Source organism: Actinoplanes campanulatus (assembly GCF_014647795.1).
Lineage (GTDB): Bacteria > Actinomycetota > Actinomycetes > Mycobacteriales > Micromonosporaceae > Actinoplanes > Actinoplanes campanulatus.
In genome coordinates this window covers 51,589-66,343 of sequence record NZ_BMPW01000019.1, presented here as the reverse complement: position 1 = coordinate 66,343, position 14,755 = coordinate 51,589, and the positions used below count along the sequence as shown (strand labels likewise).

Here is a 14,755-nt window from a genome sequence, read left to right as displayed (position 1 = left end):
CAAGAGGGTCCATGCAGCGTCACCACGCCGAGGAAGCAACCGGAAAGTGGCGCGGTCCGACCCGTGATCGGTGTTACCAGCTCTTCGGTTAGGTGGTCTCGGCAGCCGGCCAGTGGCCTCCGGAGGGAATGGCGAACGCGTTCGGTACGGGCTACCAGCGCATCGTCTATCGGATGCAGCCGGAAAACCCGTCTCCGATACCACCGTCATCCGTTGCCAGGGAGGTATGCACGTGGCATCTGAGCAGGCGCCACGGCCGCAGTCCTTACCATCGAAGTCAGTCCGCCGCGAGGCACGGCGTTCCGCCACGTCACTCGCAATGCTTGCTTACCGGGCAATCTGACGCTGTCGTGTGCTGGCTGTCGGCGGTGGCGATGGCAGTCTCGTCCGGGTGGACTCCAAATCAGTTGGCCAGCAAGCCGTTCACATCAGCGGAGAGGAAGCCCCAGCCGAGGGCGAGATCGCTGAGACTGTCAGCTACCAGCCGCTGACGAGCTGCGCGTTCCGGCTCGAAGGGACCGACGATGCGTAGCCCCGTCTGCGTTCGGGAGACATCGTGCGGGCCGTCGCCGAGCGGGGCGAGATCGAGGACATCCGGGAGATTCAGCTGGCGGGCGACGCCCTCGTTCCCGGCATCGGGCGCCGCCGTGCCGGCGTGAATGTAGAAGACGACGAATGGGGGCGCCGCGTACGGCAACCTCGCGAAGTTGGGCTCCAGCGCCTCGGGCAGCGAGACTACGGCATCCCACATCATGACTAGAGCGTCAACGAGATCGACAATCGACAGGCGAGAGCGCATCGTCTGCGTGCTCTCCGGCTTCAGCATATGTCGAAGATTGATGCCCAGGTCAATGGTGGCCAGCACGGACGACGGGGAACGCCAATTGCCGGTCTGCAGCACCGAGTCCACGGTCACCTCCAGCGGGCCGTCCGGCGCGGTGATCTGCGCGCGGACGTGGGAGCTGATGGCCGAGTGATTGCTGTTGGAACCGCTGACCAGGTTCCACACCGGCGCAACGACGTCCCTCCCCTGGCCCTGCGAAAGCCTGGACACGTGCCCGGCCAAGCCGGACTCAGTGAGCAGGTCGCGATGCCTTTGCCGGACCGCTACCGGTAGCGACTGCGGCCCGTACTTCCAGCTTTGCCAGGCCACGTCGAGGAGCACACGCAGGTGCAGCTCGGGGAGCTCCCCGATCGCAAAGTTGTTGTGGTGCGTCTCGAAGTCACGGCTGGTGTGCGGCCGCCATAGCAGCCGCCCGCCCGGCGACACCTGGACCAGCCGGCCTTGCCCCCAACGGCCGCCCTCCAGCTCGACGGTTTGCGCGTCGGAGCAGATCAGCAGCGGAGAGGTATCTGGGGCTAAGGGCAGCCCGACGTTGTTGATGCTCATCTCCAGGTCGGCCGCATTACCCGCATCGCACAGGTCGTCCCAGATGTCACCCGCAACGACGGCGCCGCTCCGGTTCGGCACTACGGTCAGGACTGAGCCGGGAGCACCGTCGCGGCCGGCGAGCGGTTGGATCAGGCCGGGGCCGACCGCGGCGACCGGCTGCGTCGCATGCCCGAGGGCAGTCTGTCCGCCCCCGGCGGCGTAGGCGGTGGTGAAATTCCGGCGCTGCCGCCCAGCACCTTCGCCCACCTCGGGGTGGTTCGGTCTCGGGGGCGCGGGAACTGCGGCAGCGACGGCCTCGTGCAGCGCGTCAATTATGTCCGCTCGTGGGCTGTCAGCGGCATTCCAGCCGGTCGAGAGCAGCCGCTGGAGGTCGTCATGAGACAGCCAATGCGTCGCGTCGGCATCCCGGATCGGGACGCCGACCGCCGTAGGCGCCCTCCTGCCGTCAGGGCCCGGGACAACAAACGGCTTGGCCGTTTCGGGTTGCACAGGAATGTCGATGACCAGCACACCGCGCTCGTCATCGACGGGGTAGAAGACGACGCTGAGATTACGTACGAGAGGTCGGACGCGGTCCCGGACGAGTTTGCGATACCGGTCGACATCGACCAGGCCCGCCGGGACGGGCTTCAGCTCGTCGATGATCTCGCGACCGTTCTCGACCCGCGTGCCGAAGCCGACAAGGAGCAGGCCGCCTCGGCTGTTCGCAAAAGCGGCCACGTCCTTGATCAGCTCGCCGGCACTGGCGGGATCGTCGAGCCGGTAGACGCCGGACTTCACGTCCAGGACCGCGGACTCCGGGGTTCCGACAAACCGGTCCCAGCTACGGGCCGACACCCATTCTCGCGCGGTCGTCGCTGGGCTGCTGCTCATGTGACCAGTGTGATCGCGTCGCGTGATCCGTGACGTCCCGGGGTCGGTGCCAGAGCGGGGCTCGTCCCTCGCGTCTGACCCGAAGCGCGGGTCGTCCTAGCTGGCGTTTGGTTCGGTAGGTGTGAAGTCGTAGGTAGCCCAATCTGCGATCGGAACGTATCCGATGCGTCGGTAGAGGGCATTGCTGGTGGGGTTGGCGGCGTTCGTGAAGAGGACAACGTCCGTCGCGCCAGCGGCGAGGGCGGCTCTGCTCACCTCGACCGTCACGGCGGCCGCGTAGCCGTGGCCTCGCAGATCTGCCGGGGTGTAGACGGGATCCACTCGAACCTGGCCAGCGACCATCGGGGTTACGCCCGCCATGGAGACGGGAGTGCCATCCGGAGCTAACCAGAAGGTATAGCGCTTCTCAGCGAAGCGGCTACCGGACCAGGAATCGGCGTTGATGGTGACGGCTTCCCCGACGTCTGCGGCGAACTCTCGGCACCAGCCCAGGATGTGCTCGTGGTCCCGTTCACCGGCGAGTCGGCCGCGGCCGACTGGGGCGGGTTCTGGCGGCGCCAGTACCCCGAGACGGTGCAGGCGGAGCTGGGCACGCAGGGTCAATTTGACGCCTGTCTGCCGTCGCCAGGCCTCGGCAAAGGCAGCGGCGGTGTGGTGCTCAGCGCTCACGGAAGGAAGCGAGTGTCCGAAGGAGGTCAACCGGGCGACGAGGATCTCGGCTTGTTCAGGCGTGAGGATGGTGACGCTGAGGCCGCGAGGCGGGAGGCGGTAGAACGTGGCCTGGACCTCGCCGCACTGCTCCAGATAGCCGAAGACGGGGGCCGGAGTTCCGGCTCGTGCTGGCCCGAGCCTGCGCAGATTTTCCGTCACCGTGAGTGCCATGGTGTGCAGGGCCGGTCGAGAGCGTAGGAAGTCGCCGGCGTGAGCGAGGAAATCGCCGATGTCTTCGGTGAGGTGCCAGCCATCTGGGTGCATACCTGATGATGCCCGGCGCGCTCGCCGAGTCAACGGTGTCGGGGTCCCCGTTGCGGTGCAAAGACAAGTACGGCTGATCGGGCCCCGGAGCACCTTCTGTGAAGGATTTCGACGGGTCTACTGGTGTGCAGACATGTCGCGAAGCGCGCGAGTGGGCCGCTGGCCGCGAAGAGAAGGCATAGCCGTTTATCCGCTGGCGGTGGATGTTCGGACGGCGGGGTCGTCAGTAAGTTCAGATGCGAACGCTCGACGGCGGGAGGCGCTGGTGACCCCAAACGATGACGTTGACGACGGTACGACCCGGCTGTGGCTGTGGGCCTCTCTTGCACCCCAAGCCCGACGGCGATTCATAGCCATCGGCCCTTACCCATCGTGGGCGGATGCGGAGGACGCCGCGGATCGCGCTCCGAATGTCCTCGACTTCGATGGGAAGATCCATTCCGCATGGCGGGTCGACGAGACCGAGCCGACAGAAGAATGCGAGGTCCATCGCGTTGACGAAGGGCAAGACACTGACGACTGGTTCGCCTGAGCGGTCCGGTCAGCGTCATCACACACTTCGCGCCAGAACACGTTCAGCTGTACGCGACTTCGCGCATCAGGCCTTACGCCGACAGGCGATCAAGATCCGCGGCCTTGGTCGCCACTATGTTGACTCGCACTGCTACGCGGCGGATTCCTGCATTCGGGTGATGTGCAGGATCAAGGCGACCGCATCGTGGCTGACCCCATCGGGCGGATTTCGGAGGAGTCTCTGCGCCTCGGTGATGAGCCGGGGCCGGACATCGGTGATGAGGCGCAGCCCTTCAGCGGTCGGGTGCAGCAGGATCCGCCGTTGGTCTTCCGCGTGGCGTCCGCGTCGGATCAAGCCGCGATTCTCGAGGCCGTTGGCGCAGATCGAGACGGCGCCCTTGGTCAGGCAGGAGATCTCGGCGACCGTGCGGGTGTCGATGGGACGACGGCTGATCGCGAGTTGCAGGACGTCGTAGCTGCTCCAGGTCAGCTCGGCATCGCTGAGGACGACCCGTTCCAGCTCCCGGCGGATCAGGTTGCTGGCCCGGCACAGCGCTGTAATCCCGCGCAATGTGGCCGGCGCGTCTGCGGCTTCTGGGATCTGGTCCGTGTGGTGGCCGGTCGTCACGTCGAGCTCCGTCCTGGTTGAAAGGTAGGTAGCGGTGAAGGCGAAACCGGTGTGCCGAAGTAGGTGCCCGGTTGGCTGTGTCGGCGGTGCGTGCTTTGGGTTGTCCTCCAATGCGGTGCTCGCCGGAGGGCAGTCTTATCGGCGCGTGCGCCGGCTTCGGCGATATCGATGGGCTACGGGTAAGCGCTGTGCGGTGTTGCGCTGCGGCGTGTTGGCAGGGTTACCGGCGAGGATGCGGCTGTAGCGTGCCGGCCGGTCGGTCATCGCGACGCTCAATCGCATCGCGAACTCTTCTTTCGGGCGGGTCGTCTCTGGCGAGGTCTCGTTGACCCTTGTGAGCGACGCTTCTGGATAACGGGCGTCAAGAGGAGCAGGATTGGCGGCAAGGGCGTTGTTTCGTGGGGATCGGTCACTCGGATTTACCTAGCGGGGCGCCTGCGTTCTTCATGAATTCGACGGGGTCTGTTGCGTTGTACGAGCGCAGCTGGCAGCGTGTTTCCCCGCAGCTGACATTGAGGTGCACCTCGAAGTGCAAATGGGGCCCGGAGGAGTGGCCGCTGCTGCCGGTCAGGCCGAGCGTGTCTCCGGCCTGGACCTGCTGGCCGTATTTGACCGACGGTCGTCTGACCATGTGGCAATAGCGGGTAGCAACTTTGTTGGCGTGCAGGATTTCTACGAACCAGCCGCAGCCTTTGGTGGTGTCGGGATTGCCGTCGATGTTGCAGTTTCCGGTGGAGCCGTCGCAGTCGGCGTACACGACTTTGCCGGCGGCGGCGGCGCGGATGACGTCGTTGCGGTCGGAGCCGAGGTCGACGCCTTGGTGCGTGGGTCGTTGTGAGGTGCGGAAGCCGGAGACGATGCCGTCGGGTACCGGCTGGGTCCAGCCGCCGGAGGAAACCGCTGCGGGTGGGCCGCAGTCGGCGAGGCTGGCGCCGGGAAGGTCGGTGATGGACGCGGCGCCGGTCACCGCTGCGACGACGTCTTCGGCGTCGTTCTCGAAGTTCGCGTATCTGTCGGGGAAGGCGCTGCGCTGCACTTTCTGGGCGGCGACCGTCAGGGGCAGCGTCTCCCAGTCCTTGACCTTGACCAGGGCGTTGTAGAACTTGGTGGAGGTGTAGACGGGGTCGATGAGCTGCTGTGGTGTTCCCCAGCCTTGGCTGGGCCGCTGCTGGAAAAGCCCGACCGAGTCGTGGTCGGTGACCTTGCTGGTGTTGATCAGCCGTGATTCGGTCATGGCGGTGGCGACGGCGATCACCCAGCCGCGGGCTGGGATCTGCTTCTGCTGGCCGACGGCGACGATGATCGCGGCGTTGTCGACGGCGGCCGAGTTCCAGGTGCCGACGGCGCCGACATGGTCGCGGATGTTCGCCTGACCGGACGTGGTGACCGTGGCGCAGCTGGCTTCGGCTGGTTCGTCGCTGGTGGCGACCAAGACGCCTCCCACGCACAGCAGCAGCGGAAGAGTCGCGAGCACCGCGATCCACTTGAGCGTTTTCATGACGGCTCCGGGGCGGGGGCTGCGGTCGCGACGAGCCATCGGCCTTCGGCGGCGACCACGGTGACTCGGATCGGGCCGACGTCGGTGGGCACGTCCACGACCACGGTGTCGGTGGTCGAGGACACGGCGCGGGGTGCGCCGTTCAGCGTGGTGGCCGCGACGTTGGCCGGGTCGGTGTCGGCGAGCAGCGGGGCGTAGGCCGGCAGGACCAGCGGCTGCAATCCGGCCAGCCAGGTCGACTGGTCGAGGGTGGGCCGTGCCCACGCCTGTACGTAGCCGGATGCGGCGTCGATCGCGGCCGGTGCTGGTGGGGCGCTGGGCGCGGCGCCGGGACCGTCGTCATGGTCGTGGTCGCCTTCGTCGACCGACTGTGCGGCGCTGCTGGCCGCGGTTCCGGCCGGTGCGGGGTCCGGCGCGTCGGCGCTGCTGCAGCCGGCGACAGCCAGACAGATCAGGAGCAGCCCGGCCAGTGGTGACAGTGCGGTCCTCATCGCGGTTCCTGCCGCTCGTTGATGGTGCCGAGGGCGTCGTTGACGATGCCGGCCATGCCGCGCAGCAGGTAGTGCAGGTCGACGAAGGCTGCCGTTCGTTCCTGGTGGTTGGTGGCCAGGTGCGCCTTCAGCATGGCGGCCTTGGCGGTCACCGCTCGGGCGCTGAGCGTCCGCAGCGCAGCGAAGTACCGGGCGTCGCCGTCGGCCGGCAGTTGGCTGCTGTGCTCGCCGGTCGTGTTATCACCGTGCGGTCGGTCGATGCCTGGGGTTGCCGGCGTGGCCGCCGTGGTGTGGGTGATCGTCATCAGGCGTCCATCTCCGGATCGTGAGGATCGGCCGGGTCGCGGTCGTAGTCGCCGTCGGCCTCGCCGTCGATTTCGTATTCCAGGCGCTGCTGGCGTTCGTCGTCGTCCAGGTGCTGGGTGTCGGGGTCGTCGGCGGGGTCGAGTTCGTACTCGGGTTCGGGCACGATTTCCTCCGTCGTTTCGGGGTCGGGGTCGGGTTCCTCGTCGGCGGTGATGCGCTGGTAGAGGTTGTTGATGTCCCTGCCGATCAGCCGCAGGGTGCCGTTGAGGCGGTCCCAGTCGAGTTCGGTGGTGACCGGCGCCGGCGCGGTGCTCATGGCGCCTCCTCACGCGTTTGCCCGGCAGCGGTGGGTTGCGGCCGGCCGGCCAGATCGGCGTTGGCGGCCGTCGTGGCGGTGTCGGTCCAGTCGTCGGGCCAGCGCAGATCGAGGGTGTGATCGGTGTGTTCGCCGTTGCGGCAGCGCGTGAAGTCGTCCCAGTCACGTAGCCGGGCCCGGCTGCGGGCGAGGCGTTCGTGCCAGATCAGCGGTTCGTCGCCGCGGGCGTTGTCGTCGTAGGCGGTGTGCCAGCCGGCCGCGAGCGCGGTCAGTTCCTCGATGAGCGGGCCGTGCCGGTACCAGCAGGCGGGGATCTCTTCGGCGATCTCGTAGCGGTCGACGAGCCAGCCGACCCAGTCGATCAGCCACGCCCACGCTTGGGCGGCGGCGTCGCGGTCCAGGTCGTCCCAGCGCAGCGGCCACGGCATCCCGGCGGGGACCTTGCGCTGTCCGCCGCCGGCCGCGCCAGGGCGGGCGGTGACAGCGTCGCGTAGTTCCAGGTGCTGCCGGTGCAGCGTGTCGACGGCGGCGGTGAGCCGGTTGAGGCCTGCGCCGAGCTCGGCGATGGCGACCATGTCCGGCGGGGCGTCCGGCGGCAGGTCGAAGTCGTAGCCGCTCATCGGCTGCCGCCTTCGGCCAGCATCCGGCGAAACGCCGCGCGTCCTTCTTTGAGTTCGCCGGCGTCGGGGCGTTCGTACCAGGCGGGAATCGTTAGCTCGATTGGCGGCAGGTTGCCGATCAGCGCGATCGCCCGACCTTCATCGAGGGTGCGCAGGTCCGCCAGGTCGAACAGGTTCTCCCGGCGTGCGGATTCGTTGACGCTGGCCCGGCCGCTGCCCCAGGAGGCGCCGGAGGTGATGTCGGTGATCTGCCCGGCGACCGCCTGGGCGTCGCGCAGCGCGGCGGCGTCGGTGGAGGCACCCATCAGCAGCCAGGCGTTGGCGGAGTCGGCGATGGCCTGGCCGCCTTTGTCGCCCCACCGCTGGCGCAGTTGGTGCCGGTTCTGCGCGAACACGTCGACGGAGATTCCGGAGCCGCCGCCTTCGCTCATCAGCGACGGTAGTGACGGGATCGGGGCGATGTTGGCGATCTCGTCGCCGACGAAATATAGCGCCGGTTCGATGCGGTCGCCGTCGCTGCGCAGGGCGAGCCGGCGGGCCTGGTAGAGGATGTCTTCGCTGACCGCGGCCATCAGCGGTGCGATCAGGGCTTGCGCGTCACGGGTGCCGACCAGGTAGAGGGTGCCGGATTCGCGCAGCCATTCGACCGGTTTGAACTCGGTGCCGCGTGGCGGTGAGCAGGCCAGCAGCACGCGTGGGTCGTTGAAGGCGTCCAGTGCTCCGGACACCACTGATTGGATGGTGTCGCGGGCGCGGCCGGTGGTTTCGCGGTGCCGGGTGAGCCGGTCGGCCCAGTTGTGTACGCCGTGGTGGCGCAGGATCCGCTCCGGGCGGGCGTTGTTGGGGTTCTGCGACCACGCGAGAACGTCGATCATGGTGGCGTTCTCGTCGAGCGCCGCGGCGTGCAGCAGGCCACGCAGGATCGTGGCGGCCTGGTCACGGAACCAGCGGCCGTTTTCCACGCTCTCGTCACCGATGCCGGACCCGTCAGCGAAGCCCTGAGCACGCAGCATCGCCACGATCTGGTCCTGGGCACCCTCGATCGGTGACCACCGCAGCCGCGGAACGCCGGGGATCTCACCTTGCGGTTCGAAGATGTGCGTCGGGCCGATCGTCGACCGGTGCTGGTAGGTGATCGAGGCGACGTCGAGGCGGGTCGAGGTGGTCAGCACCGCGCCACGGGCGTCGACGACGGTCGGGATCACCAGCCGGGTGGTCTTGCCGCCGTAGCGCGGGACGGCGGCGGCGAACCTGGTGTATTCGTTCGCCAGATACAGCGGCTCACCGGAGACGGCATCGTTGCCGAGGAAGCGGGCGACCTCGAGAGGGTCGCTGCGCCGCTGCTCTTTGGCGGCACGGGTGGTGTCGTCGTCGGCGTCGGTGATGGTCAGGCCGGGCCGCACGATGTCGACCCGTGCCAGCACCGCCGGGGCAGTCAGCGACGCGTCGATGGTCTTCTTGCGGGCGAATCCGGCCCGCCGGACCCGGGGCCGGGCGATCCGGGCCAGGCCGAAGAACCAGCCGAGCAGCGTGCTCAGAAACAGCAGCAGCCACAGCGGGTAGAGCAGCCAGGTCGGTGCGACCTCCGCACGGGCCGGCGCCGGCCAGGCCTGGGCAGGATCGCCCAGGTGTACCAGGACGCGGAAGGCGATGCCGGGCGCATCACCGAGCCCGGAGTCCGGCCAGGCCAGGTGAGCCAGCAGACCGCCGATCTGCCCGGCCAGCCACAACGACAGGATCCCGGTGGTGGTGACGATGACGGTGATGACCAGCAGCACGACGCGGACCCAGATGTCGGCGCGCATGTGGCCTTGCTGTGGCGGGCGGTGCCCGGGCGCGGACAGCGGTGCTTTGCTCATCGGCCGGTCCGTTCGCCGGCGGCAACCGCTTCGAGGCGCTCGTCGAACTCCTGCGCGGTGAGGTCGTCGGCGGGCTCGGTGGCCTCCATGCGGCTGTCGGTGTGCACCATCGCCGTCTCGATCGACGACAGCTGGTGCTTGACCACGTAGGAGCGCACGCCGATCTTCCACAGGCCGACGCCTTGGCGCAGGTAGCGCAGCAGCCCGGTCTCGGTGTCGGAGGTGCCGAGGAATTCGCGGGCCTGTTCGAGGCTGCCGGTGGCCTGCCGGTAGGAGACCCGGACACCGCAGTCCTCGATCAGCCCGCGGGCGATGCGGACCTGTTCGGAGTCCGCGGCGCCGGAGGCGGCCAGGTCCGAGAACCGGTGGAAGGCGAGGATGTTGGCGATGCCGAAGGCGCGGGCGAGTTTGAGTTGCTCGCGCATCCGGCGGATCAGCGGTAGATGCCGGGCCACGAGGGCGAATTCGTCGTAGACGCACACCCTCGGTGGCGCGTCCGGCGCCGATAGCTCGGTCTCGAGCCACGACTGGGCACAGGTCATCGCCATCGCGGTCATCGCATCGGACGCGCGGATCGTGCGTAGGTCGAGCACCGCTCCGGGCTGGGCGAAGTCCAGCTTGGCCGACGATTCGGCCGGGCCGTCGAAGACGCCGCCGAGCGCGCCGCCGATTAGCCGCTCGAGGGCGAGGCGCACCCGGCGGGAATCGGCGACGAACACGTCTGTCGGGTAGTGCAGCTGGTCGAGGCGGTGCTGCCACAGCTGTGGGTTCCCGGCTGCGGCGAGCACGGTGCTCAAGGTGGGGGTGGCCATGCGGCTGGTGGTGGCGTCGCCTTCGCGGGTGACCGCGTCGACGGCGTACTCGATCAGGCTGCGTTCGGCTTCCTGCAATGGCCCGCCGAGCTGAATTTCGAGTAGCCCTTCCAACAGGAGAAGGCGCCGGGAGCGTTGCAGTTGCAGCCACTGCTGTTCGGTCTGCTCGGGGTGGCGGCGGATCCCGGCGAGGGGGTTCATGACCACCCCGAGGCCGGGCCCGAGCCGGACGGGGGTGATGCCCGCGGCGGCGGCGAGGTGTTCGTATTCGCCTTTGACGTCGCAGCAGTAGAACTTCGTGCCGAACGGGATCCCCCTGAACGCGAGGGTTTTGAGCAGGCTGCTCTTGGCCGTGCCGATCTCGCCGGTCACCGCCATGTTCGGCGCCGACAGGGCTTTGTGCCGGTACAGCTCGTGCAGGGAGAAGGTGAACGCGCTGCGGCTGTAGACCTCCATGCCGATCAGGGGGCCGTCGATCGGCAGGCCCGGATCGGTGACGAACGGATACACCGAGCACAGCTGAGCGCTGGTGGTGACCAGTGGCGGCAGGCGCAGCCGCCAGGCGACCCGGCCGGCCGCGCGGCCGCTCTGGCCGCGCCAGCCGGTGCGGGCCGGGCCGAGCAGTCGTTCGGTGTCGCGGTCGACGGCGCGTTGCTGGCGCTGGTATGCCTGTTCGGCGTGGGCCAGGTCGCGGGCTTCGGCGACCTGCTGGATCTGGTCGGTGAGCGATCCTTCGCGGCGCAGCCGGCGGGTGCTCATGCGAACCACCCCCGCATCGGCTTGAGTCCGCGGGCCAGCGGGAGTGCTCCGGCCAGGAAGGCCTGGTCCTGTTCCCCGGCCAGCGAGACGGCCTCGCAGCCGGAGCGCGACAGGATCCGTTTGACGGCGCGCACGTCGCGGTCGAGGTCCTTCTCGCTGGCGGCGGTGACGGTGACCAGCAGCGCGTACCGGTAGCGGACGTGGCCGCGGGCCTGTTCGGCGTCGATCTGCTCGACCGCGCGGGCCTCTTCACGTTCGGCGGCGGTCTGCACCAGCCGCAGCTTGCGTTTGGTGAGATCGTCACCGGCCTTGGCGACCTTCTCCCTGCGGGTCGCGAGCGCGGCGAGCTGCGCCGGGACCGGCTGGGCGACCAGCGTGACCGACCGCCGGCACGTGGTGCGCATATACAGAGGTGTCAGCCAGGTCGGTGGCACCTGCTGGCGCGGCATCTGCGCCACCCACAGCGTGCGCGAGTAGCCGGAGTCGTGCTGGTAGGTTTGCCAGCCCAGGGTGCGGGCGGCGACCGGGCCCGCCAGGCGTGGGGCCACCCCGGCCGGGGTGCGTCCGCCACCGGCGGGGGTGCTGCCGCGCAGGTCGACGACTTCTTGATCGTCGGGGTCGAACTGGGTGTGGATCACCGCGGCGTACCCGCGCGGTGATAGCCAGCCGCCGGTGGTGACACCGGCCTCGGCGACGGCAGCCTCGATGCCGGTGAGCCGGTCCAGGATGACCGTGGCGATGGCGGTGTCGGTGCCACCGGCATCAGTGATCTCACCGGACAGCCGGGCGACGTCGAACACCACGCTGAGATGGATCTCGTGGCGTTGCGCGGCCGGTGCGGCGGCCGCGGTCAGCTCGGCCAGCGACTCGTACGCGGCCGAGGTGGTATCCACAGCCCTGTGGATGAGGAATCGCTGGGCGCGGTTTCCGGAGTCCGGGACCGCGCGGGCGGTGACCGCCCACCGGATCAGGCCGGCATCGGCGTACTCGCTGCCGAGGATGTTGAGGACCTGCGCCCAGTCGGTCAGCCGCTGGGTCTGCACGTCGCTGTCGGCCAGGATCAGGTTGCTGCCGAAACACAGCAGCGCCGCGGTCACCGTCTTCTCCTTGCGGTGGTGCAGCAGCCCGATCTCGGTGGTGCCGTCCGCTGCGATCGCGGGCAGCCACCGGTAGGCGGCAGCCGGGCCGGGCAGTTCCAGGTGCTCGCCGACGGTGTTGGCCCCGTACGGGCCGCCGCGGAACTGGTGCTGGCGGGTCCAGCGCTGGATCAAGGCCGCGATCACGACGGGCGTCCACTCGGTGATCCGTCGGCCTTTGAACCGCAGCAGACCGAAGGTGATCAACAACAGGCCGAGGGCGAACATGCCGATCGCCGCCGGCTTGTTGAACGCGAGCAGATTCAGGCCGACGACGGTGGCGATCAGCCCGGCGACCACCATGCCGATCTGCGACCAGGTGAATCCCAGTACGGCGCCCCGCGACGAGCGCGGCGGAAACTCAAACTTCGTCATGGATGTCTCCCAGGTCAGAGGGGCACGATCGGGGCGTCCGCCACTGCGGAGGCACCCCGCGCACCGCCTGCTTTCGCCGCCCCACCACCGGACTCGCCGGACCCGGAGGCCTGCTCGTTGCTGTGCTCGCCACCGGAAGCCGGTGCTGACGTCTCGTCGTTGTGCCCGTGGGGTGCCGTCCCGGCCGGGTCGCCGCTGGCCGCAGCACCCGAGGACTGCCCGTCCGCCTGGCCACTGCCGCTGGCAGCCGCATCACCAGGGGTCGCAGTCGTGCCCGCATCGGTGCTGCCGTCCGCGCCGCTACCGCCGGAGCTCACACCCGCCGGGTCCGACCCGGCGGCTGCCTGCGGTGTCAGCGGAATCGATCCGCCACCGCCGTCACCAGGCGCAGTCAGCTGGCCGCTGGACAAGGTGTGCTGGGCGCTGCTGTTGGCGGCGCGGACGCCATCGGCTTCCTGAGCGTTCGGGTTCTGCTGGGACTCCGCGCCGGCCTGACCGTCTTGGCTGCCGGGTGCGTCGGTCACCGGTTCACCGACTCCGCCGCCGTCCTGGCCCTGACCGGCCGCCTGCGCCACATCGCGGCCGGGACCGGCGCCGATGCCGGTCATCTGCCCGGCCGGGTTGGTCGGCATGCTGGAGGCGTTCGCGTCCATCACACCGGCGGCGTCATCACCACCTCCGCCGCCACCGCCGCCGCTGTCATCGCCGCCGGCGCTCTGGGCCCCCTGCCGGAATCCGTCGATGGCGTTCGCGCCGATCATCAGCGGCCCTCCGAGCGCGGACAGCATCCCGTGGGCGTTGACGTCGGAAAGGTAGCCGTCCCACATCGACGTGAGCTTGAGCAGGATGAACGGCGCGAGAACCATCAGCCAGATCAGCAGCATCGACTGCAGGACGGTGCTGAGGTCGTCGGACTCGTAGGCCGAGCGGCCTCCGTAGATCCACAGCTGGACGATCCAGTATTTGCTGCTGGCCAGAGCGTTGACGGTCCAGAACCAGCGGCGTGGCCAGTGCCGGGTCTCGTCCATGACGAAGCCGGTCATCGCCATCGCTCCGAGCAGCGCGGCGCCGGTGGTGAGCACGCCGCGGAACAGCATGATGATGAACAGCAGGATCAGCCCGACGATGCCCAGCAGCCCGAACAGTCCGGCCAGCAGCAGCGTGCCCGTTCCGGCGGTCAGGTTGGTCAGGGCGGTGACCGGCTTGGAGGCGTCCCACGACTTGTTGGCGTTGGCCTCGAGGGCGGCCACCGCCGCCTGGTCCCAGGCCGCCACGATGACGTAGGCCAGACCGCCGGCGAAGGTGATGCCGAGTACGGCCTTGACCAGGCCGCCGAGTGTCGCCAAGGGTGTGGGTCCGCCGCGCAGCCGTAATCCGTTGACGATCGTCGCGATGATGAAGAACACGAAGATCAACATGACGAGGGTGCCGGCGACGGAGTTGTAGACGCCGTAGAAGGCCCGGTCCGGGCTGGCGATCGATGTTTCGGTGAAGACCAGCTCAGCCAGCTTGCTGAGCAGGTACACCTCGGCCTGCACGATCGCGTCGACCAGACCCTGGATGCCGGCGCGGATCCCGTTGGAGACCGCTTCCTTGGTGCCTTCGGTGATCTGGCAGCCGACTTCGACCTTCCCGCACTCCTTCGGCTGCGGGCTGGGGTCGTACGCTGCCGCCGTCCACGCGGCAACCTGCTGGGAACATTGCGTGTGTTTGTCGCGCCACAAACCGAAGCGGGTGGCGTCCTTCTCGTTCTTCATCTGCTCGCCGAACAACCCGCATTTGACGAGAGCGGCGAGACCGTCCTTGTCGCTGGGCCCGTCCATCAGTACCGACGCGGTGCCATCCGCCGGCGGCGAATCCACGGTGACCGACGCGGCAGCGCACGAGGCGCGCTCCTCGTCGTTGGTCGCTTTGCTGCACTCGGTCACCCAATGCGAGGTGCTTCCGGCCGGCGGCGTCTCGACACGCACCGCCCACGGCATGCACCAGGCGACCGATCCGGGGGCTTTCTGCGCACACGCGGCGTCCACAGGAGCCCGTGGTGCGGCATCGACGACCTGGGCCGACCCGAGAAGAACTGCCACACCGGCCAACACGGCGAGCAGCACACGCCACAGGCGTAGGCCCGCAACCACGGTCGTCGTGCCGGGCCGGCCGCTGCGCGGCGGCGGGCTCGACCGGCTCTGGAGAGTGGACATCGC

At 68.7% G+C, this 14,755-nt stretch carries 12 protein-coding genes; all 12 read right to left on the bottom strand.

Annotation, left to right across the window (positions count from 1 at the left end; translation table 11 throughout):
* Positions 1-403 precede the first annotated feature (403 nt).
* The 12 genes from IEZ13_RS31780 to IEZ13_RS31725 all read right to left on the bottom strand — a co-directional run bounded on the left by IEZ13_RS31780 (position 404) and on the right by IEZ13_RS31725 (position 14,752).
* Positions 404-2,266 carry an AlbA family DNA-binding domain-containing protein gene (locus tag IEZ13_RS31780; RefSeq protein WP_183223092.1) on the bottom strand — a complete coding sequence of 621 codons (1,863 nt, stop codon included), beginning with the start codon at positions 2,264-2,266 and terminating at the stop codon, positions 404-406.
* A gap of 96 nt (positions 2,267-2,362) precedes the next feature.
* Complete coding sequence (locus IEZ13_RS31775; protein ID WP_183223091.1) at positions 2,363-3,241, bottom strand: GNAT family N-acetyltransferase; 879 nt, start codon at positions 3,239-3,241, stop codon at positions 2,363-2,365.
* Positions 3,242-3,905: 664 nt separating this feature from the next.
* On the bottom strand, positions 3,906-4,382 hold the full coding sequence (locus IEZ13_RS31770) for a MarR family winged helix-turn-helix transcriptional regulator (protein WP_183223090.1): 477 nt from the start codon (positions 4,380-4,382) through the stop codon (positions 3,906-3,908).
* A gap of 409 nt (positions 4,383-4,791) precedes the next feature.
* Positions 4,792-5,880 (bottom strand): M23 family metallopeptidase, encoded by a 1,089-nt coding sequence (locus IEZ13_RS31765; protein WP_183223089.1) that lies wholly within the window; start codon positions 5,878-5,880, stop codon positions 4,792-4,794.
* On the bottom strand, positions 5,877-6,371 hold the full coding sequence (locus IEZ13_RS31760; protein ID WP_183223088.1) for a hypothetical protein: 495 nt from the start codon (positions 6,369-6,371) through the stop codon (positions 5,877-5,879). The genes IEZ13_RS31765 and IEZ13_RS31760 overlap by 4 nt, the downstream gene beginning before the upstream one ends.
* A complete protein-coding gene (locus tag IEZ13_RS31755) occupies positions 6,368-6,676 on the bottom strand; it encodes a hypothetical protein (protein WP_183223087.1) in 309 nt (102 codons plus the stop codon). Before IEZ13_RS31755 ends, IEZ13_RS31760 begins: the two co-directional genes overlap by 4 nt.
* Positions 6,676-6,993 (bottom strand): hypothetical protein, encoded by a 318-nt coding sequence (locus IEZ13_RS31750; protein ID WP_183223086.1) that lies wholly within the window; start codon positions 6,991-6,993, stop codon positions 6,676-6,678. Before IEZ13_RS31750 ends, IEZ13_RS31755 begins: the two co-directional genes overlap by 1 nt.
* Positions 6,990-7,613, bottom strand: coding sequence for a hypothetical protein (locus IEZ13_RS31745; RefSeq protein ID WP_183223085.1), 624 nt, complete (start codon positions 7,611-7,613; stop codon positions 6,990-6,992). Before IEZ13_RS31745 ends, IEZ13_RS31750 begins: the two co-directional genes overlap by 4 nt.
* Positions 7,610-9,472, bottom strand: a complete 1,863-nt coding sequence (locus IEZ13_RS31740; protein ID WP_229795309.1) for a type IV secretory system conjugative DNA transfer family protein — start codon at positions 9,470-9,472, stop codon at positions 7,610-7,612. Before IEZ13_RS31740 ends, IEZ13_RS31745 begins: the two co-directional genes overlap by 4 nt.
* A complete protein-coding gene (locus IEZ13_RS31735) occupies positions 9,469-11,043 on the bottom strand; it encodes a hypothetical protein (protein ID WP_229795308.1) in 1,575 nt (524 codons plus the stop codon). The genes IEZ13_RS31740 and IEZ13_RS31735 overlap by 4 nt, the downstream gene beginning before the upstream one ends.
* A complete protein-coding gene (locus tag IEZ13_RS31730) occupies positions 11,040-12,554 on the bottom strand; it encodes an SCO6880 family protein (RefSeq protein ID WP_183223084.1) in 1,515 nt (504 codons plus the stop codon). Before IEZ13_RS31730 ends, IEZ13_RS31735 begins: the two co-directional genes overlap by 4 nt.
* A 14-nt stretch (positions 12,555-12,568) precedes the next feature.
* Positions 12,569-14,752, bottom strand: coding sequence for a hypothetical protein (locus IEZ13_RS31725; protein ID WP_183223083.1), 2,184 nt, complete (start codon positions 14,750-14,752; stop codon positions 12,569-12,571).
* Between the last annotated feature and the right edge of the window lie 3 nt (positions 14,753-14,755).